Genomic DNA, 25,660 nt, shown 5'->3' with positions numbered 1-25,660 from the left:
AAGCTGCCAAACAAATATGGCAGCTTTTCGTATCTAAAATATAATTCCTAATAAAGTACCGCCAACGGCTCCTGTCACAACAATAATCCAGGGTGGAAGCTTCCAATAAACAAGCATGCTGAATAGGACTGCTGCAAAAGCAAAATCAGCAGGATCCAGGATGCTGCTCGTCCAAATTGGGTGATAGAAGGCAGCGATTAAAATGCCGACAACTGCAGCATTTACACCCATTAATGCACCCTTTATGTTAGGATTGCTGCGTAGTGTGTCCCAAAATGGGAGCGTGCCTAATATCAGCAGAAAGGCAGGCAGGAAGATCGCGGCAGTTGCAAGCAAACCGCCTTGCCAGCCATTCATCACTGCTCCAAGATAGGCAGCAAAAGTAAATAACGGCCCAGGCACTGCCTGAGCTGCCCCGTAGCCAGCAAGAAAAGCTTCTTCACTTAGCCAGCCTGTCGGGACAAATTCACGTTCCAGCAAAGGAAGGACAACATGGCCTCCCCCGAAAACCAGAGATCCGGAGCGATAAAAGCTGTCAAAAAGAGCAACCCAATCCATTGCGGTTAACTCCCTTAAAATGGGAAGAACTATTAAAAGGGCGAAAAATAACACTAAACAGCCAATGGCAAATCTTTTTGAAATGGGGAAATCGATCCGAGCTTCATCATTATCTGCATGCTTTTTATAGATTAAAAATCCAATAAAACCAGAGATAAGAATGACCGCAACCTGAGTAATGGCTGTCTGCCATAAAAGTGTGACGATAATCGCGAACAGTGCCAGCGTTTTTCGCGGCAGGTCAGGTACAAGTTTTTGTGCCATTCCCAAAACCGCATGAGCCACTACAGCCACCGCGACAATTTTGAGTCCATGGATCCACCCTGCTTCAGCGGGATTAATGCCTTGAAGAAGAATGGCGAAAATAACCAGGGCAATAACAGATGGCAATGTAAAACCAAGGAAAGCCATAATGCCTCCGGCTACTCCAGCCCTCATGACACCAATGCCAATGCCAACCTGGCTGCTTGCCGGTCCGGGCAGGAACTGACAAAGTGCAACTAAGTCTGCATAGCTTTTCTCATCCATCCATTTTCTTCTGCGGACATACTCATCGTGAAAATAGCCGAGATGAGCTACAGGTCCCCCGAAAGAGGTAAGTCCAAGCCTTGTTGAAACCATTAATATTTCCAGTAAAGATTTTAAGCCAGTTCTGTTTTTGTTCATATGCATCTCCTTTAATCTTTAATCTCTTTAAAAAGCTCATATGCTTTTTTTCTGGCTTCCTCCAGCACCGAAATTCCTTTTTCTGTTGCAGTATAATATTTTCGGATTCGGCCATCTACATTTTTCTTCTCCTGATGAAGCAGCCCGTCTGATTCCATCGAATGCAGGATAGGATACAATGTTCCGGAACTGATGCTATATCCATGCTCTTTCAGCTCTTCCACCATCCAAGCGCCGAAAACAGGCTGCTCCTTTGCATGGTGAAGTATATGGATTTGGATAAACCCCAGGAACAGCTTGCGCAATATTTTATCTTCCAAGCCGATGCCTCCTTAATAATTTCGAATATCGATATCGCAATTCGATAATAAGATGATATCAAAATAATGATGACAAAAAAAGAAGGAATTATAAATTTACAAAACTTTCACATAAACATAAAAAAGAACGCTCTTTTAAGCGTTCCATTATTAACTATTTTGTTCATTTCTTAAAATTTCATAAGCATGATCACCAGCTGCAGCCGTTAAACTTTCCCATAGCTGATCACGCAGTAAATCGAGTTCGATAATCCTTCTAGCCAGATCAATTGTATTTATTGTTTCCATAAGTGCCCCCCTGATTAATAACGGCTTCGATTGCTGTGTTTTTTAAATATTACCTCAAGTTCTGTTAAGGTCAGCTTTTGCAGAGCCGGTTCAGAATGCTGATATTCGCTTCCTGATTTGACCAGCAGGCCGATTAGATATTGCCGCTTCTTTTCAATGGCCTTCCGTAAATATTGCATTTATTATCTCCTCATTCCATTAATGTTTTTGTTTATTCTAAAAGAAATTTAGGTCTAAATCATTTATTATGTTAAGTTTTCTTACATTGTTTTTGCTGTATTGTAAGATTTTCTGACAGGTTTAATGAAAATGATTGAAAGATTAGTATAATGAAAGAAAATGGTTAGATTGAGGTGACATGATTGGAAAGAGAATCATCCTACAAAACCAGAAAAGTCATTTCGATTGGGACAGTCAGCGAACTGACAGGACTTAGTGAACGGCAGATTCGGTATTACGAAGAGAGGAAATTGATTTTCCCTGAAAGATCAGAACGCGGAAGCAGGAAATACTCTTTTAGCGATGTAGAGACGCTCATCGATATAGCCAACAAAAGGGAAGAGGGAGTCAGAACGGAAGAAATCCGCTCGGAATTAAAGAGAAAAAAGAAAAAAGACGATCAGGCATCACGTTCAAAAATGATTCAGGGTCAGCTAAATGCGCAGTTTGGAATCCGGAAGAAATAGTGGGGAAGTGATTATTCTGCGAGGGATAATCGCTTTTTTATTCAGCGCTATTCTGCCTTTTTAGCATATGTTTCCGGAGTTTACGGAATATTTTTATATAAATTATAGACAAAAGGTCTTTCTTTCGTTTACCATTTCCGTTAAGATGTAACCCTATATATGAAGGTTTTAAATTTTGATCTGTAAAGCAGGTGAAAGAATGGGGAAAGAATTCCCTCCAACAATAGAAGTAATAGAGATCTGCTTGCTTGCCGGGAAAATCATGCTTCAGGGCGGTGCAGAAACATATCGGGTAGAGGACACAATGACCAGGATAGCAGCCTCCCTGGGTATACCGCACTCGCATAGCTATGTGACGCCAACTGGAATCATATTTTCAACAGATGGAACTGAACCGGCAAAGCTGATTCGGATTTCAGAACGTTCAACGGACCTGTATAAGGTGACGTTAGTAAATGGAGTTTCACGCAGGATCAGCAGCGGTGAACTGGATGGAAGGGAAGCCTTGGCAAGACTGAGGGAAATTGAACGTGCCGACTATACTTTCCCTGTTTATCAGCAGATTCTTGCAGCTTCCGTTGCAAGCGGCTGCTTTTTAATTATGTTCCTTGGAAGCTGGACGGATTTTGTTCCAGCCATGATTGCTGGCGGGCTTGGGTTTGTATCTTTTATATACGTACATAGAATGGTCCAGATTAAATTTTTCTCTGAATTTATTGCTTCGTTATTAATTGGCCTGATCGCCTATTTCTTTGTGTACACGGGGGCGGGAACAGAACTAGATAAGATTATCATCGGTTCAGTCATGCCGCTCGTTCCGGGGCTGCTGATTACAAATGCAGTCAGGGATTTAATGGCCGGACACCTTGTTTCCGGTCTGTCAAAAGGGGCTGAAGCTTTTTTGACAGCATTTGCCATTGGAGCCGGGATTGCTCTAGTATTCACTTTCTAAATGCTTTAGCGGAGGAATATGCGTATGTTTATGTTGACACATATGATTACAAGCTTTATTGCTTCAGCAGGGTTCGGAGTGCTTTTCAATGCTCCGAAAAAATCGCTTCTGAAATGCGGGTTTGTCGGGATGGTTGGCTGGTTTGTTTATATATGGCTGGTCAATAGGCAATATGATGCTGTTATTTCGTCATTAATTGCTGCTTTTACCATCGCTGTGATCAGCCAGATTTTTGCCAAAATGTATAAAACACCTATTATTATATTCAGTGTTGCCGGCATCATTCCATTGGTCCCAGGAGGGATCGCTTATGATGCAATGAGAAATTTTGTTGAAAATGATTATAATATGGCAATCCAGCTGGCTGCAAAAGCATTCATGATATCCGGGGCAATCGCAGTCGGACTTGTCATTTCAGAAGTAATCAATCAAATGATCCGTAAAGTTCAGTTCAAATCAAGAATCTGATTAGCGGCGAAGGACGATTACATCGGCCTTTTATAAGAATTAAGCCGTATTATATCCTCTAACTATCAGACTCGTTCCAGAAATAAATTGGGATGGGTTTTTCTTGTAATATATTCCTGGTGAATTTATAATCCTATTATGTTTGATTTTTTCAGAAAAAGGAGAATATGATGATCCAACGGTTTTTTGGCTACTATAAGCCGCATAAGCGCCTATTCATTCTTGATTTCAGTTCGGCGGTATTCGTGGCAATTCTTGAATTGGGCTTTCCGCTTGCGGTTCAGTGGTTTATCGACAGCCTGCTTCCTAGCGGGAATTGGTCCATGATTGTTTCTGTAAGTGCCGGACTGCTTGCTCTTTATGTGACCAGCACGCTTCTTCAGTTTGTTGTTAACTATTGGGGCCACAAGCTGGGCATCAACATCGAAACAGATATGCGGCAGCAGCTTTTTCAGCATGTGCAAAGGCAGTCTTTCCGCTTCTTCGATAATACCAAAACAGGGCACATCATGAGCCGGGTGACAAATGACCTTATGGATATCGGGGAGCTCGCCCATCATGGGCCGGAGGATTTATTTATTGCGGTCATGACGTTTGTGGGCGCATTCTGGATTATGCTTACGATCAATGTAAAGCTCGCCCTTGTAACGATATTTGTTCTTCCGTTTCTTGTATGGCTGATTACATTCTGCAATATTAAAATGAACAATGCATGGAAAAGGATGTACGGTGAAATTGCCGATGTGAACGCCCAGGTTGAGGATAGTGTATCTGGAGTGCGTGTGGTTCAGTCTTTTACAAATGAAAGCTACGAAATTAAAAGATTTAAAGAAAACAATGGGAGATTCCGTCTTGCCAAGCTTGCAGCATACAAAATTATGAGTTTCAGTGCTTCCGGAGTATACATGCTGACCAGATTAGTTACGCTGATTGTTCTTGTATACGGTTCCTGGCTGAGCTTCAGCGGGCAGCTTTCATACGGTGAATTGGTCGGATTTGTGCTTTATGTAAATGTGCTATTAAAGCCGATTGATAAAATCAGCGCCCTTATGGAACTGTATCCAAAGGGAATGGCTGGTTTCAAACGGTTTATAGAAATCATTGATACTGAACCGGAAATTGAGGATACGGAAGATGCCATTGAGGTTGAATCCTTAAAGGGTGATATCCGTTTTCAGGATGTATCGTTCAGTTATGACGAGCATAAATCGGTTCTTGAGGGAATTGACCTTCAAATAAAAGCTGGTGAAACAGTAGCTTTTGTTGGACCTTCAGGAGCCGGAAAGACAACGATTTGTTCTTTGATTCCACGCTTTTATGATGTGAATAGCGGAAGTATTAAGATTGATGGCATGGATATCAGGGACATGACGAAGAAATCTCTGAGGTCACAAATTGGCATTGTTCAGCAGGATGTCTTCCTGTTTACAGGTACCCTGAAAGAGAATATAGCTTACGGAATGCTTGGGGCAACAGATGAGCAGGTTGCGGACGCAGCTAAAAAAGCTCACCTGCAGGACTTCATTGCATCTCTTCCGGATGGCTGGGAAACACAAATTGGGGAACGGGGATTAAAGTTGTCAGGCGGACAAAAACAACGGATCGCCATTGCGAGAATGTTCCTGAAAAACCCGCCGATTTTAATCCTGGATGAAGCAACTTCGGCATTGGACACAGAAACCGAACAGATTATTCAAACGGCATTGAACGAGCTTGCAGTAAACCGCACCACTCTGGTCATTGCCCACAGGCTGGCAACCATCCGCAATGCGGACAGGGTGGTCGTTGTCACAGAAGACGGCATTGCTGAAGAAGGTACACACGATGAACTGATCGAAAAGAACGGAATCTTTGCAGGTCTTCATAATGTACAGTTTCAAAGATAAGCAGAATCCAATATGGATTCTGCTTTCTTTAGATTGCTTAGAAATTTGGAAATCATATAATTTAATTTTCAGAACAGTCTAAAAGTACTATTGGTTTTTCTGCTTTATATGGAAAGTTTTAGCTAGAACAGGACTTATGTGGTATAGACAACTATACTCTAACTCTATTAATCTTACAATATGTAAACCCTTTCAATAATAAGAGGAGGTTAAAGGCTGATGAAGATTCATAAAAATAAAGGAGGCATTATGACAAATAAAACCAAGCTTGTTGCGCTATCTGCCGCACTTAGCACATCACTCTTTATTCCGGCACCATATACTGCATCTGCGCAAAGCGCTGAAGGAGTTAAGCCAACGATGGAAATGAAAAACAATAAAGATGTGAAACACAAAATTCATCCTATTTTTTCGTGGGACCGTCCTGGACCGATTTCTCCTATTCTTCATCCTGGATCTGCAGTGGGAGCGGGGATGGTTCAGCAGCCGCTGGATGAAATCGATCCATTAATGGAGAAGATGATTTCAGATGGCGTCATGCCGGGTGCTGTCACTTTTGTGGCAAGGCGCGGCCATATCGTCAAGCATGATGCATACGGATATTCCTACCGCTACACGGATGATAAGTTTACTGAAGCCCGGAACCCGATCGAAATGACCGAAAATACCATCTTTGACTTGGCTTCAATCAGTAAAATCTTCACCACAACTGCCGCAATGATATTGTATGATGAAGGCCGCTTTCAGCTGGATGATCCTGTTGCGGAATATATTCCCGAGTTCGCCGAAAACGGCAAGGAAAATGTAACGATACGCCAGCTGATGACACATACTTCAGGCTTTACTGCATGGATTCCATTATATTCACAAGGAAGCAGCAGAGAGGACCGCATGCAAATCGTTTTTAAACATCCATTGGCCAATGAGCCGGGCGATGCGTATACATACAGCGATTTGAATATGATTACGCTCGGTGCAATAATAGAACGCCTTTCAGGACAAAGCCTGGATGAGTTTGTGGAAAAACGTATAACCAACCCCCTGGGTATGAAGGATACAATGTATAATCCGCCTGAATCTTTGAAGCATCGGATTGCAGCCACGGAATATCAGCCTGCTATCAACAGGGGGCTTGTCTGGGGAGAAGTTCATGATGAGAATGCCTGGTCGCTTAATGGAGTTGCCGGACATGCAGGTGTCTTTTCCACTGCATCCGATCTTGCCAAGCTTGCCCATATGTATGTAAATGACGGGCGATATGGCGGCAAGCGGATACTAAAAGAAAAGACGGTGAAAATGCTGATTCAAAATCAGATTCCTCAGTTTCCAGGTGATGATCATGGCCTGGGCTGGGAGCTTGGTCAGGGATGGTTCATGGATGCTTTATCAGAGGGAACTTCGCTTGGACATACAGGGTACACTGGAACATCCATCGTCATAAACCGAAATAATGGCACGATTGCGATTCTGTTAACGAATCGTGTGCATCCTTCAAGAAATACTGTTACAACGAATATTGCAAGGCGTGCATTTGCAAGACAGGTGGCGGATTCAATTCCTGTAGCCATTTCAGGGAAAGGAGATGCGTGGTTCTCAGGTTATGGAGATAAAGTCCAGCATGAGTTAACCGCTAAAGTGAATCTCAAAGAAGAGGCAGTACTGTCGTTTGATACTTGGTACAGAACTGAAACCAATGCGGATATGGCCTATGTTGAGGTCTCAGAAGATGGCGTCAATTGGTCACAGGCTGCACAGCCATATACAGGCAGCAGCATCGACTGGAAAAAGGAAGAGCTGACGATTCCGGCAGGAATTTCCCACATCCGATTCCGTTACGTGACAGATAGTACAGTAAACGGCAGAGGCTGGTATGTTGATAATGTAAAACTCCAGCTTTCAGATGGACAAAAAGTGACGCCTGCCCTTTCAGGAAACGGTTGGGAAAAAAGAAATTACTAGTATTTCGAGTATTTAGTAAGGCTGTTTTCGCAAGGTTTGTTGCATATTATATATTTTTTACTGAGTTGATTGGAGCGGAAGGTGCGAGATCCTCGAAAATGCATTCGCATTTTCTTCGTGCGGTGTTTACTCAAGGACGCTTATTCAACGTCCTGCGGGAGTAGCGGGACAGGTGAGACCGCGCAGACGCGCAGCGTTGAGGAGGCTCACCGCCCGCCCCGCGGAAAGCGAGCAGCCTGGAGCGGAAATCAACGGACAACATTGATAGGCGAAAAAAAAATAATTTATACGAAAAGAGCCTTTAGTAAAAAGTAATATGAAAAAGCAGGAAGGACGGTGGAAGAAATGGGTAAAGTCAGCAAAGTAATGTTTATTTTCCTTCTCACAATTACACTTGCCGTTTCGCAATTATGGATGGGAGGAACCTTGAAAAACGCATTGGCAGAAAGTACAGTAAAGGATTTAATACTCCTGCAGAATGTACCCCAGGTCAGCACGGAAATAAGTGGAGATGCATTTCAATTAAAAGCGGTTCATGTATATAAAGAAGGACATTTCATGGGAGTTTCTGAAGGGCTGAAATGGAAGACCAGCAATAAAACTGTTGCAGCAGTGGACCAGTCAGGGAATATCACTTTAAGAGGGAAGCCTGGAAAAACATTTATCAGTGTAACGGACGGAGTAAATAAGGATCGTATCGCACTTCAAATAAAACCTGACCGCAAAAAGGGCAGCAAAGGCAAGCCTGTTTTTAAAGTGAAAATCATTAAAGAGCATGGAAAACGGTATGACCTCATTAGCCAGGCAGTGAAGAATATGTCCATTGAAGAGAAGGTAGGCCAGATGCTGATGCCGGATTTCCGCACATGGAAGGGACAAAATGTCACTGAAATGCTGCCGGGAATTGAGAAGCTGGTAAAAGATTATCATCTTGGCGGAGTAATATTATTCCGTGAAAATGTGGTCACAACCGAACAGACAGCCACACTGGTTTCAGAGTATCAGAAAGCTGCCGATAAATTCGGCTTATTGATGACAATTGACCAGGAAGGCGGTATTGTTACACGTCTTCAATCAGGAACGGACATGCCAGGCAATATGGCATTAGGCGCTGCCCGTTCTGAAGAAATATCCCGAAAGGTCGGCAAGGCGATTGGAGAGGAACTGGCATCACTCGGCATAAATATGAACTTTGCACCTGTCATGGATGTAAATAATAATCCCGACAATCCGGTAATTGGCGTTCGTTCATTCGGTGAGGACCCGCAGCTTGTCGCTGACATGGGTGTTGCTTATACCGAAGGATTGCAATCAGCAGGTGTTGCCGCAACTGCAAAGCATTTTCCCGGTCATGGAGATACAGCAGTAGACTCCCATCTTGGATTGCCTGAAGTACCACATGACAAAGAACGTCTAAAAGAAGTTGAATTGTATCCTTTCCAAAAGGGAATGGAAGCAGGAATTGATGCGATCATGACAGCACATGTTACCTTCCCTAAGATTGATGATACAAAAGCAATCTCGAAAAAAACGGGTGAAGAAATTGCAGTTCCGGCCACTCTTTCCCATAAAGTGCTGACAGAACTGATGAGGAAAGAAATGGGCTATGATGGTGTAATTACAACAGATGCAATGAATATGAATGCCATTGCCGAACATTTTGGACCTGTTGATGCGGCCATTCGAGCAGTAAAAGCTGGAACAGATATTGTGCTAATGCCTGTTGGTCTTCAAGAAGTTGCGGAAGGGCTATTGAATGCTGTGGAGACTGGAGAAATATCAGAAAAACGCATTGAATCATCAGTTGAACGAATTTTAACTCTGAAAATAAAGCGGGGAATTATTAAAGAAGAGAGACCACAGCCGATTGAGGAAAAAATTGTAAACGCTCTTGAAGTAGTTGGATCAGAAGAACATAAACAAATAGAAAAAGAAGCAGCAGAACGTTCAATTACATTGGTGAAAAATGACGGATATGCATTGCCATTACAACTATCTCCTGAAGAAAATATTGTTGTTGTAGGAAATACGTATATTACAAACTTAAAGAACGCAGTGGGGAAGTTTCATGAAAACACAACAGTCATCCAGACCTCAAGCTATGCATTAACGGAAGAGCAGAAGCAGCAAATCAGGAATGCCAGTGCGGTTATTGTGGGCTCCTATACGTATAATGTATCAGGCCGCTCACCTGACAGCGCCCAGATGAAAATGGTTAATTCCATCATTGCTGAATCAGAAGTTCCGGTCATTGCGGCTGGCATCCGTAACCCATATGACATCATGGCTTATCCGGAAGTTGATGCATATATTGCACAATATGGCTTCAGAACGGCGAGCTTTGATGCCGCAGCAGGTGTTATCTTTGGCCAGATTAAACCATCAGGCAAACTGCCTGTAACTATTCCGGGTACAGATGGCAGTGTTTTATATGAATTTGGGCATGGATTGAGTTATTAAAAAGGCATTAAAAAGTATGGGTACATGCACAACTAGTTCTTGCATGTACCTCATCCTTAACCTGGGAGGGGAAAAATGATGAAGAAATGGTTTATGGGTTTTTTGACAATGATTCTCGTACTCTCTTCTTTAACTGTTGTGCTAGCAGATAACGGCAATGGCAAAGGAAAAGGCAAGAAAAAGAAGTTTGAGCTTGGCGTTGAAGTCCTTTTGGATGATAAAAAAGACCTTATTGAAGGAAAACGGGTTGGCCTAATTACAAACCCGACTGGGGTCGACCAGAAATTAAACAGCATTGTTGATACTCTGCACAATGATCCGGACGTGGAGTTAACAGCTTTATATGGCCCGGAGCATGGAGTCCGTGGAAGTGCGCAGGCGGGAGAATATGTTGATTATTATATCGATGAAAAGACAGGGCTTCCCGTTTACAGCTTATATGGAAAAACCAAAAAGCCTACACCTGAAATGCTTGAAAATATTGACGTGCTTCTGTTTGATATCCAGGATGTCGGGACACGTTTTTACACGTATATTTACACAATGGCTTATGCCATGGAAGCAGCAAAAGAAAACAATATCCCTTTTATCGTGCTGGACAGGCCAAATCCTCAAGGTGGAACAAAGGTTGAAGGGCCAGTGCTTGATATGAAGTATTCCTCCTTTGTGGGGAATTACCCGATTCCGCTTCGCCATGGCATGACTGTAGGTGAACTGGCCGAATTGTTTAATGAAGAGTTTGAAATTGGTGCAGACTTAACTGTTGTCAAGATGAATGCATGGAAGCGCAATATGTATTACGATGACACCCGCCTTCCGTTTGTCATGCCGTCTCCTAATATGCCAACGCTGGATACAGCTTTAGTATATCCGGGTGCCGCTTTGATTGAAGGGACGAATGTTTCTGAGGGGCGCGGAACAACAAAGCCGTTTGAATTAATTGGTGCTCCATTTATCAACGCTGATGACTTGGCTGGACATTTAAACAGTCTTAATCTTCCGGGGGTAACCTTCAGAGCTGCTTCGTTTACACCAAGCTTCTCTAAGCATGCAGGACAGCTTTCCCATGGGATTCAGATTCATGTGACACATCGCGATGCATTCAAGCCTGTCGAGACAGGACTTCACATCGTGAAGGCGATCCATGATATGTATCCGGAAGAATTCGAATTCCGTGCAGAGAACAGTGCTGGAATTTCATTCTTTGACAACCTGGTGGGCAATGGCTGGGTACGTGAAGCCATTGTGGAAGGAAAAACTGTTGAAGAAATCTCCTCTAAATGGGAAAACGAATTAAAACAATTCAAAAAGACACGCGAAGAATATCTAATCTATTAAATTCGCAGGAAAGAACCTGGCGGCATTATGCGCCAGGTTCTTTTTTTAATACATGGCGGGTCAGCATAACACTGATGGTACTTGGTACTGAATTATAAAGCCTGTTCATATTATGTAATAATCCATGGAGAAAGAGGTGTGTAAAAATGTTGGGGTTTTTACAGAAGATTGGCAAGTCTTTAATGCTGCCGATTGCAGTTATGCCTGCTGCTGCACTGTTGCTGAGGCTGGGACAGGATGACCTTTTGGGAATTCCATTTATATCTGCAGCCGGGAATGCTGTATTTGGACATTTGGCTCTCTTGTTTGCCATCGGAATTGCCATCGGTTTTTCTAAGGATGGCAGCGGTGCAGCTGCCCTTGCTGGTGCAGTGGGTTATTTTGTACTGACTGAAGGTGCCGCGGCGATAAACGAAACGGTCAATATGGGTGTTTTTGGAGGGATCATTTCCGGTATTATTGCAGGGCTATTATACAATAAATATCATGATATTAAGCTGCCGGAATGGCTTGGTTTCTTTGGGGGAAAACGGTTTGTGCCGATTATCACTTCACTCGTTATGATTGTCATTGCATTTTTGTTCGGGTATGTATGGCCGCCGGTCCAGGCAGGCATTAACAATGTCGGCGATTGGATAATCGGTGCAGGTGCAGCAGGTGTCGGGGTCTTCGGATTCCTGAACCGTCTATTAATTCCGGTTGGTCTCCATCATATACTGAACACACTTGTCTGGTTTGAGTTCGGCGAGTTTACCAATGCAGCAGGGGATGTCATCAAAGGAGATTTATGGCGCTTTCTTGCAAAAGATCCGTCTGCTGGAATCTTTATGACAGGATTCTTTCCTATTATGATGTTTGGGCTGCCTGGTGCAGCTCTGGCCATGGTTGCGGCTGCAAAGAAGGAAAGAAGGAAAGCAGTGGCAGGGGCGATGGCTGGACTCGCATTTACTTCCTTCCTGACAGGTATTACAGAGCCGATTGAATTCCTGTTTATGTTCTTATCACCGGTTCTATATTTAATTCATGCTGCTTTGACAGGTCTGGCTATGTCCATTACCTATGTCCTGGATATTCATCATGGTTTCGGGTTCTCAGCAGGCGCCCTCGATTATATTCTAAACTTTGGCATTGCCCAGAAGCCGGTTCTTCTGGCCGGGATAGGTCTCCTGTATGCCCTTCTGTATTTTGCGGTTTTCTATTTCCTGATCAAGAAACTGGATTTGAAAACACCTGGAAGGGAAGATGAAATTGAAGGTGAATTTGAAGGGAATACTTCTCTTAAGGGTAAATATACTGAAGCAGCAGTTGCTTATCTCGAGGCTCTGGGAGGTAAAGAAAACCTTGAAGAAATCGATAATTGTGTAACCCGCCTTCGTTTAATGGTTAAAGATATGTCTCTTGTCGATGAGGGGCAATTAAAACAGCTGGGAGCAAAAGGAGTCATAAAACTCAGCAAAAACAGTCTGCAGGTCATTGTGGGAACGGATGTAGAATTCCTTTCAAATGAAATGAAAAAGAAACTATAAAATTGGCAATCTGGCTCTGTTAAAGGGCCGGATTTTTTATTGGACGGCATTGGGTGGACAAGTGCCAATTTTTGAATGGCCGGGATATTTGTTTATGCATGTCCAAGTTTGGAACATACGATAACAGCGTAAGGTTATCCTTATAATTGTACTTTGTAAGGGGGGACAAATGGAATGTTAGGACTTGGAGAAATTTTACTTGCAGTGCTTTTACTTGTAGTATATCTGCTTGCAGGATTACTGGCTCCTTCTGCACAGCCAGGACTGCGTTCATTAATTTGCAGTGTTCTAAGATGCTCAGTTGCAGATGCTTAAAAACAGTTAAAAATCCTGGAGGGTTCCAGGATTTTTTCCTAATCCATAGATGATTGTCATTTCCATCCTATGTTAATTTCATAGAAGGTAAATTATTGGCAATGAAAGGACTTGATGAGAATTGCTAGAGAATGATATGAATAAAGATAATGTCCAGGCGGTCAAGCAAATAGCGGAGGATTTGCTAAATGAAGAAAAAAGCCACGACCTTAGTTCAATCTTTAAGATTGCAAATCAATTATTAAGAGATGAGTCATTTATTGGACTGGTTGAAGAGATAGGCAAAAATTCAGAGGGAATTCCCGAAGCTCCCACAGAAGGAGGATCAGCAGAGACTGGCGGCGATACGGAAAAGGAGCTGGCAGGAATAAAAAGGGAAGTACAAGCTTTAAAATCCGAACTTAATAAGATGAATAAAATAGTGGCGGACCTGCAAAAGCAGAATGAATCTCTTTTGGGTATGTATTTAAAAGTGATAAAAGCTGCTAATAAAGATTTTAAAAAGAGCATAGACATTATTTCAGCTTTCGGGAAGCTTAATAAATAGATTTATATAGCATTTCTGTCAAAAGTGATGCTTTATTTTTATGGGTTGAAAGCTTAATTAATTTGCAGAAAAATGGAATAGTGGTAATTGAAAAATTTCGTATTCCGATAAAAAAGTATTGTGCTCTGCAGGAAAATCATTGATAATCTTTTAAAGATAGAGTGATACTCATCTATACATTTTTCTGATGAGGGGGAGTACATTGAAAATTCGTGTATCCGCTGTGCAGTATCATCTGCACACCATTCGTTCATTTGAAGAGTTTGCAAGCCAATGTGAGCATTATATTAAAACTGCCCAGGAGTTTGGATCTGAGTTTGTCTTATTTCCTGAATTTTTCACCACACAGCTTTTATCCATAGGAAGCGAGCAGGGAACAAGCCTGACTATTAACGAACTGCCTGGTTTTACTGAACAGTATAAAAACCTGTTTTCCAATTTTGCTAAACATACAAACATGCATCTAATCGGCGGTACACACGTTATTAACAGAGATGGCCGGCTTTATAATGTGGCACATTTGTTTTATCCGGATGGGCGAATTGAAGAGCAGGCTAAACTGCATATCACGCCTACTGAGGTCCATGAGTGGAATATGTCACCTGGAGACGGCCTCCGTGTATTCGATACAGATAAAGGCAGAATAGCTATTCTGACATGCTATGACATTGAGTTTCCGGAAATCGTCCGTATGGCTAAAGCAAAAGGAGCAGATGTTATTTTCTGTCCTTCCTGCACAGACGACCGGCATGGTTTCCATCGTGTACGCTATACAAGCCATGCAAGAGCGATTGAGAATCAGGTTTATGTTGTGGTCACAGGAACAATTGGTTCCCTGCCTACTGTCGACTTTATGCGTGCCAATTTCGGGCAGGCAGCCGTCATTACACCGAATGATATCCCATTTCCGCCAAAGGGGATTATGGTGGAAGGCGAGCTGAATGACGATATGATTGTGACTGCTGATATTGATCTCAGCCTTTTATATCAAGTTCGCGAACGCGGTTCTGTTACGACTTGGCGCGACCGCAGAACTGATTTGTATGTAGACTGGGAAAAAGAAAATATCGAAGGATGAAAAATGGCATATAGAAGCGAATTTTATGTGTTTGACGGGAATAAGCCGGTAAAAGCTGTAATCAGGAATTATACCAGAGGGGATTTTGATCAGTTAATTGACATTCAGGCAGAATGCTTTCCGCCGCCTTTTCCTTCAGATTTATGGTGGAATAAGGAGCAATTAACAAATCATGTGGAACTCTTTCCGGAGGGTGCACTATGCATAGAGGTTGAAGGAGTATTAGCAGGGTCTTTAACAGGGCTGATTGTTGACTTTGATCCTTCTCACCCAAAGCATACATGGGAAGAAATAACCGACAGCGGCTATATACGCAATCATAGTCCTGGAGGCAATACGTTATATATTGTCGATATCAGTGTCCGGCCAGGGTTCCGCAAGCTTGGGCTTGGCAAACTTTTGATGCAGTCTATGTATCAGACAGTCATAAATTTAGGACTTGATCGAATGCTCGGTGGAGGGCGGATGCCCGGCTACCATAAATGCGCCCATGTAATGTCAGCTGAAGACTATCTTGAGCAATTGATCGATGGGAAAAAGAAGGATCCGGTCATCACCTTTTTGCTGAGGTGCGGCAGGACACCTCTTTGTGTTGCAGAAAATTATTTAGAAGATGAAGAGTCACTTAATTACGGCGCCTTGATGGAGTGGAAGAATCCTTTTAAGGATAAGCATTTATAATTTGTCAGCAAGCCCTTCCTTGAAGGGCTTTTTAATTTGAAGTTTAGCGGGTACACTGAAAAGGTATAGAATATCATAGTGATGTTCAAACCGAAATGAGGGATTCGTTCATGGTTGTAAAAAGATTAATAAAAGCTTTTATAGTAAAGAAAGGTGCAACTTTAGTGAAAAAGTATGTTGTTCCGGCAGTAAAAAGAAAGCTGAAAAGCAGGAGATAAATTGATGCAGGCATCTTCCATCGGAAGGTGTTTTTTTTGGGGGGGACAAAAGGAATAAAAATCCCTTGTAATCTAGTTATATAGAAGGGGGCAGAATATGTCTTATTATGTAGAAATAATAGGAAGAATTGTCGATATTAAAAATTCTGAATTTTCTTTAATATAGAAACTGCAGTATTTCGGGACGCTTAAATTCTAAAATGTACCGATTACATAGCACCACAAATAAGGAGGAATCAATTTGAAAAAGAAAATCCTGATTAAAACAGCATTGGCAGGGGTGCTTGCACTCTCTGCCGGAGGGACAGCTGCATTTGCACATGATGAATTCAGTGGAGGTATTGAAAAAGGAGATAGTCTGGCCGGTGTTGAATTAGCTGTTCCATTGCTTGAAGGCAGCAAGAATACAGGAAATCTTCAAGAAGTAGCTGCTGTTCCCCTGAAAGAAGTTAAAGAGGGGGTGCAAAATTCATCAGGTGATGTTTATGCGCATAAAGGCTTTGCTTATGTTGGCACACATACAAAAAATGGAGGAGAAGGCGGTGTCCGTGTATTTGATATGAAAGATCCTTCAAATCCTGTGGAAGTGTCGTCATTTGCTCACCTTCCAGGGACTTGGCAGGAAAAAGTGATTGTGAAAACAGTTAATACAAAGCATTTCAAAGGGGACCTAGCCGCAGTCAGCGTTCAAAAGGTCGATCGCACCAACCCAAATGCAAAGGGAGGATTTGTATTATATGACGTAACAAATCCAAGGGAACCGAAAGAGCTCGGGTTCTGGGAAGATACATCGGGTGCCAGAGGAACACATGAACTTTACCTGACAGTCCAGGGAAATAATGTTTATGTGCTGACTGCAAATTGCTATGCCGACCTATACTCTCATGGTGAGAAGATGGATGTTAATATTGTAGACGTTTCTAAACCATCGGCACCTGAAACCATTTATGAATTTAATCCGCGCAATTATATTCCTGAAGTAAGTGATGAGAATTATGACGGGTATAATTGGACTGATGAAGAAGGAGTTAAAAGGGCAGCATTTGCACATAGCGTCAAAACAGATGGAACCGGGAAAACAGCCTTCCTCTCCTACTGGGATTTAGGAACAATCATGCTTGATATCAGTGATGCTAAAAATCCGGTATACCTTGGCAGAACTGATTTTGCCAACGATGTTCAGGGAGCTGCCCATTCAATGGATTTAGCTAAAGGCGGGAATGTCCTTATTGAAACAAGGGAGGTATTCGGACCAAGTAGAGAGGGCTTTGAGAGTGCCTATGGATACACCATGATTTATGATATTAAAGATAAAACTAACCCAAAGCTGCTAAGCACGTTTAGAACGGATTTCACTGAGAAGATTCCTGGTGGAGCCACGGTCCACGATCCTAAGGTCCAGGGGAACACATTGTACCTCTCTCATTATGCTGGCGGAGTAAGGACAGTAGACATTACTGATCCATCTAATCCCGAGGAAATTGGTGTCTATATTCCAAGTAAATCCAATATTTGGGGTGTATTCGTAGATCGCAATTATGTGCTTGCATCTGATATGGGGTCAGGCCTTAAAGTTCTGCAGAAGAACGGCAGCCACTAATACCTAAAAAACAGGAGGTCTCTGAAAGAGGCTCCTGTTTTTTTATTTCTGTTAAATAAAGGACACAAATAATGAACTATTGATCTTTCAATTCAATTCTCAATTACATAGTTATTTTTGAGTTTTCAGCTTTCCCTTTTCGCGGCCAAACTGTATAGCTGAAGCTGAAGGCAAAATCGATCGCAAGAACCAATGTCCACATTTTTATTAATCCCTGGAGGTTTTCTGTCTGCTCTGAATTTCCTATGAAGAGGATCATTGCAAATAATAATGCCAGACCAATAATCCATGCCAGGAGATGTCTGTACCATCCGTTTCTTTCTCTCCTGGCATGTTCACTGCCGTACTTTGGAGGCTTTTCCGGCATAGAGCCATTTCCGAACTTATAGGCAAATCTCTCATCTGCCCAGAGAACCATCTGTTTTCCATATGCGACGGTTATACCGATATAAATTGCCGCGATCCCATGAAAAATGGTGGCTTCGGCCCCTCTGTGCAAATCAATTGTGGTTGCTGCGATTAGAACCAAATCAATCACAGGTGTGCAAAGCAAAAGCAGACTGCCTAATGTTTTTTTTCTCAAAATATATCTTGCTGTTAAACCTGCAGCAACGAAAACCCAGAATCCAATCTCACAGGCGATTATCAGCCAGCCGATCATATAATCCACATCCCTTTTTAATACACTTGTGTTATAAAGATTAATATAACACAAGTGTATTAAAAAAACAATTGGTGCTATAATATATTCATGCCAAAAAAAGTTGACCATGAAAAACAAAAAAAAGTATTAGCAAAAGCAGCATGGCGGGTGATTAAAAAGGAGGGCATTGAAGGGGCTTCTGTCAGGAAGATAGCCGAAGAAGCTGGTTTATCAGCAGGCTCACTGCGCCACTACTTTTCAAATCAAAGTGAGTTATTGGCTTATTCCATGAATTTAGTTTCAGAAAGGGTGAAAACAAGAATTCAGAATGCACCATTTACAGAGGATCATTTTGAAAATATGATACTGGTGCTGGGCGAGCTGCTTCCGTTAGATGAAGAACGGAGATTGGAAATGGAAGTTTGGATAGCATTTAATATTAAAGCTCTTGTTGACCCGAATCTTGCTGAATTTAGCAGCCGCGTATACGATGAAATGAAGGAAGGAATCCGTAAAGTCATTGAGGGCCTGAAGTTAATGGGTATATCCAGGTCAGATTTGAATGTAGGAGATGAGGTGGAACGTCTCTATGCCCTGATTGACGGTCTGGCCCTCCATGCTGTGATGAAGCCCGATCTTTTTAATGAAAGTAAAATGAAAGGGATTCTCAGAACTCACTTGTTATCATTATGCTAATAATGAATCCGAAAAAACGGCTGAATTTTTCAGCTGTTTTTTTTATATTGTCTTTTATTGAATGACGGGACTAATCATCCAATATCATTAACTAAACGTTTAACTTTTTCCTGCAGGGGTACTGAAAACCAAAGAAACTGATTCATTGAAAGGATGATAGATTTGCCGCCATCACTCAATATTAAGATAAATGGTATAGAAATGAAGGCAGAACAGGGTCAAACCGTTTTGCAGTTATTAAATGACAGCTCGATCGAAATTCCACAGGTCTGCTTCCATCCAAGCCTTGGAGCAATAGAAACCTGTGATACCTGCATTGTTTCCGTTAATGGAGAACTTGTGCGGTCATGCTCTACAAAAATTAAAGAGGGAGACGTAATCGATACGGTAGAACCGGATGTAAAACAGGCGCAGACCATTGCCATGGATAAGATTCTCTTTAATCATGAGCTGTATTGTACGGTATGTGATTATAACAACGGGGGATGTGAAATACATAATACGGTTAAGGCGATGAAAATCAATCATCAAAGCATCCCTTTTGATCACAAGCCATATGAAAAGGATGAATCTCATCCATTTTACAGATATGACCCGGATCAGTGCATTCTTTGCGGCAGATGTGTGGAAGCCTGTCAGGATGTCCAGGTTACTGAAACCTTAACAATTGATTGGGAGAGACAGAGACCAAGAGTTATCTGGGATAAAGATGTGCCCATTAACGAGTCCTCCTGTGTTTCCTGTGGACACTGCTCCACTGTTTGTCCGTGTAATGCCATGATGGAAAAGGGGATGGAAGGCGAAGCTGGGTTTCTGACCGGCATAGCCAAAAATACCCTTCGTCCAATGATCGAAATCACTAAAAATGTTGAAACAGGATATGGCTCCATCCTGGCGATATCAGATATGGAAGCTGCTATGAGGGAAGAGAAAATTAAAAAGACCAAAACGGTCTGCACATATTGCGGTGTCGGATGCAGCTTTGATGTTTGGACAAAAGGCCGTGAAATATTAAAGGTTGAGCCTCAGGCAGAAGCACCAGCCAATGGCATTTCTACATGTGTAAAAGGGAAATTTGGCTGGGACTTTGTAAATAGTGAGGAACGTTTAACCAAACCGCTAATCAGGGAAGGCGATTCATTCCGTGAAGCAGAATGGGACGAAGCTCTGGAACTGATTGCCCGGAAATTTACAGAAATCAAAGAAAAGCATGGCCCGGATGCGCTAAGCTTTATTACTTCTTCTAAATGCACCAATGAAGAATCGTATCTCATGCAGAAGCTTGGCAGGGCAGTGGCAGGAACAAACAATATTGATAATTGTTCAAGATATTGTCAGACTCCTGCGACTGTAGGACTGTTCAGAACTGTTGGATATGGCGGGGATGCCGGTTCAATTGAAGATATAAAGAATGCCGGTTTAGTATTAATTATCGGGTCCAATACATCAGAATCCCACCCGGTTCTTTCCACCAGGGTGAAACGATCCCAGAAGCTTAACGGCCAGAAAGTAATCGTAGCTGACTTAAGGGAACACGAAATGGCAGAGCGTTCGGATCTGTTTGTGCGTCCAAGAGCCGGTACTGATATGGTATGGCTTTCTGCTATTACGAAATACATTATAGATCAGGGATGGGCGGATGAGAAGTTTCTGCAGGAGAAAGTGAATGGGCTGGAGGAATTTGTATCAAACCTGGAGAAATATACGCTCGAATTTGCAGAAGAAACAACCGGAATATCCAGAGGCAATCTAATTAAAATGGCAGAAATGATTCATGAAGCCAATAGTGTATCTGCATTATGGGCAATGGGTGTCACGCAGCATTTAGGAGGCAGTGATACAAGTACAGCCATTTCAAATCTGCTGCTAGTAACAGGCAACTACGCCAAGCCTGGTGCAGGGGCATATCCATTAAGGGGCCATAACAATGTACAGGGGGCAGGGGATTTCGGTAGCAGTCCTGATAATTTGCCTGGTTATCAAAAGGTGTCAGATCCTGATGTGAGAAAGAAATTCGAAAATGCCTGGGGTGTAAAACTTCCTGAAAAAGCCGGAATGAATAATCACGAGATGGTAGAAGGAGTTCATGAGGGGCAGCTGAAAGCAATGTATCTGAAGGGCGAAGATATGGGGCTTGTGGATTCAAACATCAATTACGTGCAGGCAGCATTTGAGAAGCTTGATTTCTTTGTCGTGCAGGATATCTTCCTATCCCGTACAGCTGAGTTTGCTGATGTTGTTCTCCCGGCAAGCCCAAGCCTGGAAAAGGAAGGAACATTCACGAACACAGAAAGAAGAATCCAGCGTCTGTACCAGGCGTTTGAACCGCTTGGAGATTCAAAGCCGGATTGGCAAATTATTATTGAAGTTGCGAATCGACTTGGAGCAGGATGGACGTATACACATCCAAGCGAAATAATGGCTGAAGCAGCTAAGCTTATGCCTCTATACGCCGGCGTTACCTATGATCGATTGGAAGGGTACAATAGTCTCCAATGGCCTGTCGCTGAGGACGGAACTGACACTCCGCTCCTCTATACAGAAGGCTTCCCGTTCCCGGATGGCAAGGCAAGACTTTTTCCGGTAGATTGGACTCCTGCCCTTGAATTCCCGGCAGAATATGATATCCATGTCAATAATGGCCGACTCCTGGAGCATTTCCATGAAGGGAATATGACATATAAGTCAAAAGGAATCAGCTCAAAAACACCGGAAGTTTTCCTCGAGGTTTCACCTGAACTGGCCAAAGATCGGGGCTTGAAGGATGGCACCCTTGTTCGTCTTACATCACCATATGGCAATGTTAAAGTTAAATGCCATATTACTGACAGGGTTAAAGGAAAGGAAGTATATCTTCCTATGAATGACAGAGGAGAAGCGGCCATAAATTTATTAACAAGCAGCTATGCCGACAAGGATACTGATACACCGGCATATAAGGAAACAAAGGTAAAGCTTGAAATTCTGAGTGAAGAAGGCATCAATCCACTTCCTAGAATTAATCACCGCTATGGCAATCCGCAGCCGCAAATAGGTGTAAATGTCCAAAAAAAATGGGCAAGAAAAGATTACATTTTCCCGGGAGAATTGGTGAAAAAGGAGCGGAAGCAGCATGGCTAAAGCGATTAATAACATCAAGCGTTTTGAGTTGACACCGGAGGATAAACGAAAAAAAGACCTGGAAGAAGTGGAGAATGCCCTCATAGAAAATAAGGAACCCATACTTGAGCTTCTGACAGCAGTCGGACATATGCATGACCGGGGAGTCCTCTCATTATTGAATGGCCTGTTTGGACAGGGAGATAAAGTCTTGAATGTCCTTGTTAAAGCATTAGATAAACCGGAAGCTACAAATACAATGAAAAACCTGCTTCTTATGGTTGGAACCCTCGGTACCATTAATGTCCAGCAGCTTGAACCCTTGCTGTTAAAATTGAATTCAGGTATTGCAAGAGTGGCGGAATACAAAGATACTGATGAAAAAACAAGCTACTTTGATCTTGTCAGGGCACTGAAAGATCCGGAAGTCAATCGGGCAGTTACCCTCCTGATCACCTTCTTAAAAGGAATGGGCGAAGATACAAGCGAAATGGAAAGGAACACCCAGCTTCCCGAAGATCAGAAACTGCACAAAATGGAAAATAACGAAAGAGATGTTCCTCCCAACAAAAGAGAATGATAGCAAGCCGGTGACCGCTATTTGGGTCACTGGCTTTTATTATGGAATAAAATACAAATAGGTACATAGACTTAAATTTTGCCAATATTATCATATAAAACAAATAAATAGCAGAATTTTGTGGAAAAATGGAAAATCATGTACTAGAATTGGAATATAAGATATATAAATAGGTGAAACCCAATACATACATCATTTGAGAAGGTATTAGAAAGAGGGTAATAAAGTGGGCATCATAAATGAAAATAGTTTCATTGAAACAGTCCACATGAAAGGGTTGCAAATCTCGCTGATTGCTTCGGGGGATGGGACAGAGGTTATTTATCATAGGCTTGAACCAGATATAATGTGGGGGATTGAGCCACAAAAGGGATGGGAAGCGCTCGAGTATTTATGTGTTCTTTCAGGAGAATTAATTCTTAGAAGTGGAAATGAAACCAAGACAATAAAGACGGGTGATTCATTTTATAGGGCACCAGTAGTAGAACATCATGTATTTGAAGCTGCAGATACCACAGAATTTCTTTATGTCACTTCAAGACCAGTGTTTTTTCATTATAGTAAGGTAACAAAGGAAATGATGGAGTTATCAATCTCGATTGAAGAAAAAGATGGATACACGAGAGATCACTGTCAAAGAATTAATAAATTATCTATGCTCGTTGGAAAAACATTAGGGTTAGATTCTAAGCAACTAGTAAACTTAAATCTGGCTTCCTTTCTCCATGATGTCGGTAAGTTGCGCATACCACTGGAAATATTGCAAAAACCCAGTAAACTCACTCCAGAGGAATGGGAGATAATGAAGAAACATTCCACTTTCGGAAGGCAAATACTAGAGGAAACTGGACTCCCGATCTTGATCGATGCAGGCAAAGTAGTCGAGCAGCATCATGAAAGATTTGATGGAAAAGGATATCCTCTTGGGTTGAAAGGCAGCGCAATTTCCATCGAAGCCTCAATAATTTCTATAATTGATTCTTATGATGCTATTACGTCTGATAGAGTATATAAAAAGGGCAGGAGCAAGGAAGAAGCTAAAAAAGAATTATTGAATTACCGAGGAAGTATGTATCATCCTGAAATACTTGATGTTTTCCTTGAGCTGATAGATCAAATTTAATTTTAATGGAGGGAAAAAAATGAAAAAGATAGGGTTTATATTAATGGCAATATTTTTGACTGCCGCTTTAGGGGTTAAAACCGCGGAAGCTGCATATTTACCGGAGCATGATAAATATGTCGAAGTTTCATATGAAGATGCAAGAAAGATTGCTGATATTATGGGATTGAAAGATGTCCCATTAGGAGAGGAAACAGCTAGGTTATCATTTGAAATGCAAGAAAATTTAATTGCAAAAATTGAAGTGATTCTTAAAACTGAAATAGATCATTACTATATCTGGTTAACAGTTGATGGGCAGCCTGTTTTAGGAATTGACCCTCCAGTTCCATTGTATAATTAAATAATCTTAAGTGAATAATTAGAGGGTGTCCACTGCTATTGTGACACCCTCTTTTCTAATCTTCCGCCCCTGAAACGATTCTTTCCGGATGAGAATAAACATTGAAACCCTCGCCGCGAATAAAGCCAACTGCTGTAATATTTAAGTCTTCAGCCAGCTTGATGGCTAAATCAGTCGGTGCTGATTTTGATAGAATGATGCCAACTCCAATTTTGGCGGCTTTTAGCAGGACTTCCGAAGAGATTCTGCCGCTGAATGCAATGACTTTATCCCTTACAGGAATCCTGTTTTCAATGCAATACCCAAGAATTTTATCAAGAGCATTATGACGGCCAATGTCTGTTCTGCTGACAATCATTTCATCTGCAGAAAATAAGGCGGCATTATGTACTCCTCCGGTTTTCTGGAATGTCAGACTGCCATCCTGAAGCTCTTTCATAAAAGAGATGCACTGGCAGGGAGACAATGTCTGCTTTGATGTAGAAGTTCTGGCTGTCCTGGCATCATTGTGAAAATAAAATTGCCTGCTCTTCCCGCAGCATGAACCAATAAACCGCTTGGAGTGGAATTCATGGCTTGCAGTAGAAGTTTGGGTATGCAGCTCCACATATGCAAATCCTTTGCTTTCATCTATTTGAATATCCTTGATTTCTTCTAATCTCCTGATAAAGCCTTCAGAAGCCAAAAAGCCGATTGTTAATTCCCGAATATTCTCTGGGCTGCAGACCATTGTTGCGAACTCTTCTCCATTTAAGTGAATCGTGAGAGGGTGTTCGGAAACAATTGAATCTTCTGCTTCCTGCAGAACTCCATTCTGAAATCTGACAATTTTTCTGCTGCTTTGAATATCCATTATTTTTCCCCCTAAAACCATTCGACTAACAAAATATTAGCATATAATTTCAGTTAAACAAGATAATTAGATTGTTTAGTTTGACAATAATTGTATTAATTGATTAACTTATTAAAGTGTATACAGATTTGTATTATACATGAAATAAGTGTATATGAGGGCTGGAATATGAACAAATATGAAGCTGAATTCAGTAACTTAGTGCGTTCCTTCCGAAAAAAACATATGGGCAAAGGACCAAGCAAGGTCAGGACTACTTTCTGCAAAAATTGGGCTATATGTGAAATGGAAGGTAATTTATCTCCTGTGGAAAAGTTTATAGCGAGTGCAGACGAAGGGAAGCAAATGCTTCGCGCTGCCAGAACAGAGATGGTCAAGGAAATGTACAAAAAAAACCGGCCGGCAGAGATGGAGGATTTTTTGCAGGCGCGGCTTATAGACCTTTTTGTGGATATTGACATAGAACGGGATTTTGGAATGTCAGTATTTGTATTCGATCAGGATATTCAAAGCAAGTTTATGGAATAAAAAGACTGAAATCTGGAAGATAAATTCTGGATTCCGGTCTTTTTTATTTTTCTGGTATCCTGCACACAACTCTCGTTGGATATCTTCACTGTGTAAAATAGGGAATTATGTCATAAAAGAATGGCGAAAAAAGGGGTTTAATGTCACGTTTGAAATATTTTTGTAATATTACTCTAACAAGTCTGTCAAATTAGAATGGTATAATCCTCCATGGAAAGACAAATTTACTAGAGACTAAACCTGAAAAAA

25 protein-coding genes are annotated in these 25,660 nt (G+C 41.8%); 19 read left to right on the top strand and 6 right to left on the bottom strand.

The features are described 5' to 3' along the window. Positions 1-33: 33 nt before the first annotated feature. From PBF_RS10120 to fbpA, 4 genes are all read right to left on the bottom strand, one after another. Positions 34-1,230 (bottom strand): chromate transporter, encoded by a 1,197-nt coding sequence (locus PBF_RS10120; RefSeq protein WP_035329593.1) that lies wholly within the window; start codon positions 1,228-1,230, stop codon positions 34-36. Between the two features lie 5 nt (positions 1,231-1,235). Next, positions 1,236-1,544 (bottom strand): PadR family transcriptional regulator, encoded by a 309-nt coding sequence (locus tag PBF_RS10115; protein WP_035329592.1) that lies wholly within the window; start codon positions 1,542-1,544, stop codon positions 1,236-1,238. A gap of 150 nt (positions 1,545-1,694) precedes the next feature. Then, positions 1,695-1,832, bottom strand: coding sequence for a hypothetical protein (locus tag PBF_RS26445; RefSeq protein WP_200870026.1), 138 nt, complete (start codon positions 1,830-1,832; stop codon positions 1,695-1,697). Between the two features lie 14 nt (positions 1,833-1,846). Beyond that, positions 1,847-2,011 carry a Fur-regulated basic protein FbpA gene (gene fbpA / locus PBF_RS25420; protein ID WP_081757260.1) on the bottom strand — a complete coding sequence of 55 codons (165 nt, stop codon included), beginning with the start codon at positions 2,009-2,011 and terminating at the stop codon, positions 1,847-1,849. 183 nt (positions 2,012-2,194) lie between these two features. On the opposite strand from fbpA, the gene PBF_RS10110 reads away from it, so the two are divergent. The 13 genes from PBF_RS10110 to PBF_RS10055 all read left to right on the top strand — a co-directional run bounded on the left by PBF_RS10110 (position 2,195) and on the right by PBF_RS10055 (position 17,546). Then, positions 2,195-2,518: a MerR family transcriptional regulator gene (locus PBF_RS10110; protein WP_035329590.1), complete on the top strand. Its 324-nt coding sequence runs from the start codon at positions 2,195-2,197 to the stop codon at positions 2,516-2,518. Positions 2,519-2,717: 199 nt separating this feature from the next. Next, entirely contained in the window at positions 2,718-3,470 is a 753-nt protein-coding gene (locus tag PBF_RS10105; RefSeq protein ID WP_035329589.1) for a threonine/serine exporter family protein, read from the top strand. 24 nt (positions 3,471-3,494) lie between these two features. Continuing rightward, positions 3,495-3,938, top strand: a complete 444-nt coding sequence (locus tag PBF_RS10100; protein ID WP_035329588.1) for a threonine/serine exporter family protein — start codon at positions 3,495-3,497, stop codon at positions 3,936-3,938. Positions 3,939-4,108: 170 nt separating this feature from the next. Further along, a complete protein-coding gene (locus PBF_RS10095) occupies positions 4,109-5,824 on the top strand; it encodes an ABC transporter ATP-binding protein (RefSeq protein ID WP_035329587.1) in 1,716 nt (571 codons plus the stop codon). Between the two features lie 219 nt (positions 5,825-6,043). Next, positions 6,044-7,783, top strand: coding sequence for a serine hydrolase domain-containing protein (locus PBF_RS10090; RefSeq protein WP_152539674.1), 1,740 nt, complete (start codon positions 6,044-6,046; stop codon positions 7,781-7,783). 345 nt (positions 7,784-8,128) lie between these two features. Beyond that, positions 8,129-10,243: a glycoside hydrolase family 3 protein gene (locus PBF_RS10085; RefSeq protein ID WP_035329670.1), complete on the top strand. Its 2,115-nt coding sequence runs from the start codon at positions 8,129-8,131 to the stop codon at positions 10,241-10,243. Between the two features lie 78 nt (positions 10,244-10,321). Further along, a complete protein-coding gene (locus tag PBF_RS10080; RefSeq protein ID WP_051488862.1) occupies positions 10,322-11,581 on the top strand; it encodes an exo-beta-N-acetylmuramidase NamZ family protein in 1,260 nt (419 codons plus the stop codon). A 146-nt stretch (positions 11,582-11,727) separates the two neighbouring features. Continuing rightward, positions 11,728-13,107 (top strand): N-acetylglucosamine-specific PTS transporter subunit IIBC, encoded by a 1,380-nt coding sequence (gene nagE / locus PBF_RS10075; RefSeq protein ID WP_035329584.1) that lies wholly within the window; start codon positions 11,728-11,730, stop codon positions 13,105-13,107. 174 nt (positions 13,108-13,281) lie between these two features. After that, positions 13,282-13,422 carry a hypothetical protein gene (locus PBF_RS26130; protein ID WP_160169256.1) on the top strand — a complete coding sequence of 47 codons (141 nt, stop codon included), beginning with the start codon at positions 13,282-13,284 and terminating at the stop codon, positions 13,420-13,422. A gap of 136 nt (positions 13,423-13,558) precedes the next feature. Continuing rightward, the gene (locus PBF_RS10070; RefSeq protein WP_051488856.1) at positions 13,559-13,969 is read left to right on the top strand and encodes a hypothetical protein; all 411 of its coding nucleotides are present in this window, start codon (positions 13,559-13,561) and stop codon (positions 13,967-13,969) included. 202 nt (positions 13,970-14,171) lie between these two features. Continuing rightward, positions 14,172-15,047 carry a carbon-nitrogen hydrolase family protein gene (locus PBF_RS10065; RefSeq protein ID WP_035329583.1) on the top strand — a complete coding sequence of 292 codons (876 nt, stop codon included), beginning with the start codon at positions 14,172-14,174 and terminating at the stop codon, positions 15,045-15,047. Positions 15,048-15,050: 3 nt separating this feature from the next. Then, entirely contained in the window at positions 15,051-15,728 is a 678-nt protein-coding gene (locus PBF_RS10060; RefSeq protein ID WP_035329582.1) for a GNAT family N-acetyltransferase, read from the top strand. 459 nt (positions 15,729-16,187) lie between these two features. Beyond that, the gene (locus PBF_RS10055) at positions 16,188-17,546 is read left to right on the top strand and encodes an LVIVD repeat-containing protein (protein WP_035329581.1); all 1,359 of its coding nucleotides are present in this window, start codon (positions 16,188-16,190) and stop codon (positions 17,544-17,546) included. Positions 17,547-17,649: 103 nt separating this feature from the next. On the opposite strand, the gene PBF_RS10050 is transcribed toward PBF_RS10055, so the two are convergent. Further along, positions 17,650-18,207, bottom strand: a complete 558-nt coding sequence (locus tag PBF_RS10050) for a hypothetical protein (RefSeq protein ID WP_035329580.1) — start codon at positions 18,205-18,207, stop codon at positions 17,650-17,652. 90 nt (positions 18,208-18,297) lie between these two features. On the opposite strand from PBF_RS10050, the gene PBF_RS10045 reads away from it, so the two are divergent. The 5 genes from PBF_RS10045 (at position 18,298) to PBF_RS10025 (ending at position 24,030) form a co-directional block, all read left to right on the top strand. After that, positions 18,298-18,885 carry a TetR/AcrR family transcriptional regulator gene (locus PBF_RS10045; protein WP_035329579.1) on the top strand — a complete coding sequence of 196 codons (588 nt, stop codon included), beginning with the start codon at positions 18,298-18,300 and terminating at the stop codon, positions 18,883-18,885. A gap of 153 nt (positions 18,886-19,038) precedes the next feature. Next, positions 19,039-22,005: a formate dehydrogenase subunit alpha gene (fdhF, locus tag PBF_RS10040; RefSeq protein WP_035329577.1), complete on the top strand. Its 2,967-nt coding sequence runs from the start codon at positions 19,039-19,041 to the stop codon at positions 22,003-22,005. After that, the gene (locus PBF_RS10035; RefSeq protein WP_035329576.1) at positions 21,998-22,564 is read left to right on the top strand and encodes a DUF1641 domain-containing protein; all 567 of its coding nucleotides are present in this window, start codon (positions 21,998-22,000) and stop codon (positions 22,562-22,564) included. The genes fdhF and PBF_RS10035 overlap by 8 nt, the downstream gene beginning before the upstream one ends. Before the next feature lie 226 nt (positions 22,565-22,790). After that, positions 22,791-23,687: an HD domain-containing phosphohydrolase gene (locus tag PBF_RS10030; RefSeq protein WP_035329575.1), complete on the top strand. Its 897-nt coding sequence runs from the start codon at positions 22,791-22,793 to the stop codon at positions 23,685-23,687. Between the two features lie 19 nt (positions 23,688-23,706). Continuing rightward, positions 23,707-24,030, top strand: coding sequence for a hypothetical protein (locus PBF_RS10025; RefSeq protein ID WP_035329574.1), 324 nt, complete (start codon positions 23,707-23,709; stop codon positions 24,028-24,030). Between the two features lie 55 nt (positions 24,031-24,085). Here the strand turns inward: PBF_RS10025 and fdhD are convergent, their stop codons facing one another. Beyond that, positions 24,086-24,883 carry a formate dehydrogenase accessory sulfurtransferase FdhD gene (fdhD, locus tag PBF_RS10020; protein WP_035329573.1) on the bottom strand — a complete coding sequence of 266 codons (798 nt, stop codon included), beginning with the start codon at positions 24,881-24,883 and terminating at the stop codon, positions 24,086-24,088. A gap of 168 nt (positions 24,884-25,051) precedes the next feature. On the opposite strand from fdhD, the gene PBF_RS10015 reads away from it, so the two are divergent. Then, a complete protein-coding gene (locus tag PBF_RS10015; protein WP_035329572.1) occupies positions 25,052-25,411 on the top strand; it encodes a DUF2294 domain-containing protein in 360 nt (119 codons plus the stop codon). Positions 25,412-25,660 lie beyond the last annotated feature (249 nt).

Origin of the sequence: Cytobacillus firmus DS1 (assembly GCF_000565285.1) — a bacterium.
Taxonomy (GTDB): domain Bacteria; phylum Bacillota; class Bacilli; order Bacillales; family Cytobacillaceae; genus Cytobacillus; species Cytobacillus firmus_A.
Note: the sequence above shows the minus strand (reverse complement) of the source record. Positions and strands in the feature narration are given on the sequence as shown.

Coding starts and splice junctions, on each gene's coding strand:
- PBF_RS10100 (WP_035329588.1), top strand. CDS start 3,495: ATGTTTATGTTGACACATATGATTACAAGCTTTATTGCTTCAGCAGGG.
- PBF_RS10015 (WP_035329572.1), top strand. CDS start 25,052: ATGAACAAATATGAAGCTGAATTCAGTAACTTAGTGCGTTCCTTCCGA.
- PBF_RS26445 (WP_200870026.1), bottom strand. CDS start 1,832: ATGGAAACAATAAATACAATTGATCTGGCTAGAAGGATTATCGAACTC.
- PBF_RS10105 (WP_035329589.1), top strand. CDS start 2,718: ATGGGGAAAGAATTCCCTCCAACAATAGAAGTAATAGAGATCTGCTTG.
- PBF_RS26130 (WP_160169256.1), top strand. CDS start 13,282: ATGTTAGGACTTGGAGAAATTTTACTTGCAGTGCTTTTACTTGTAGTA.
- PBF_RS10090 (WP_152539674.1), top strand. CDS start 6,044: ATGAAGATTCATAAAAATAAAGGAGGCATTATGACAAATAAAACCAAG.
- PBF_RS10070 (WP_051488856.1), top strand. CDS start 13,559: ATGAATAAAGATAATGTCCAGGCGGTCAAGCAAATAGCGGAGGATTTG.
- PBF_RS10120 (WP_035329593.1), bottom strand. CDS start 1,230: ATGCATATGAACAAAAACAGAACTGGCTTAAAATCTTTACTGGAAATA.
- PBF_RS10025 (WP_035329574.1), top strand. CDS start 23,707: ATGAAAAAGATAGGGTTTATATTAATGGCAATATTTTTGACTGCCGCT.
- fdhD (WP_035329573.1), bottom strand. CDS start 24,883: ATGGATATTCAAAGCAGCAGAAAAATTGTCAGATTTCAGAATGGAGTT.
- PBF_RS10095 (WP_035329587.1), top strand. CDS start 4,109: ATGATCCAACGGTTTTTTGGCTACTATAAGCCGCATAAGCGCCTATTC.
- PBF_RS10085 (WP_035329670.1), top strand. CDS start 8,129: ATGGGTAAAGTCAGCAAAGTAATGTTTATTTTCCTTCTCACAATTACA.
- PBF_RS10035 (WP_035329576.1), top strand. CDS start 21,998: ATGGCTAAAGCGATTAATAACATCAAGCGTTTTGAGTTGACACCGGAG.
- PBF_RS10045 (WP_035329579.1), top strand. CDS start 18,298: ATGCCAAAAAAAGTTGACCATGAAAAACAAAAAAAAGTATTAGCAAAA.
- fbpA (WP_081757260.1), bottom strand. CDS start 2,011: ATGCAATATTTACGGAAGGCCATTGAAAAGAAGCGGCAATATCTAATC.
- PBF_RS10060 (WP_035329582.1), top strand. CDS start 15,051: ATGGCATATAGAAGCGAATTTTATGTGTTTGACGGGAATAAGCCGGTA.
- PBF_RS10050 (WP_035329580.1), bottom strand. CDS start 18,207: ATGATCGGCTGGCTGATAATCGCCTGTGAGATTGGATTCTGGGTTTTC.
- PBF_RS10080 (WP_051488862.1), top strand. CDS start 10,322: ATGAAGAAATGGTTTATGGGTTTTTTGACAATGATTCTCGTACTCTCT.
- fdhF (WP_035329577.1), top strand. CDS start 19,039: ATGATAGATTTGCCGCCATCACTCAATATTAAGATAAATGGTATAGAA.
- nagE (WP_035329584.1), top strand. CDS start 11,728: ATGTTGGGGTTTTTACAGAAGATTGGCAAGTCTTTAATGCTGCCGATT.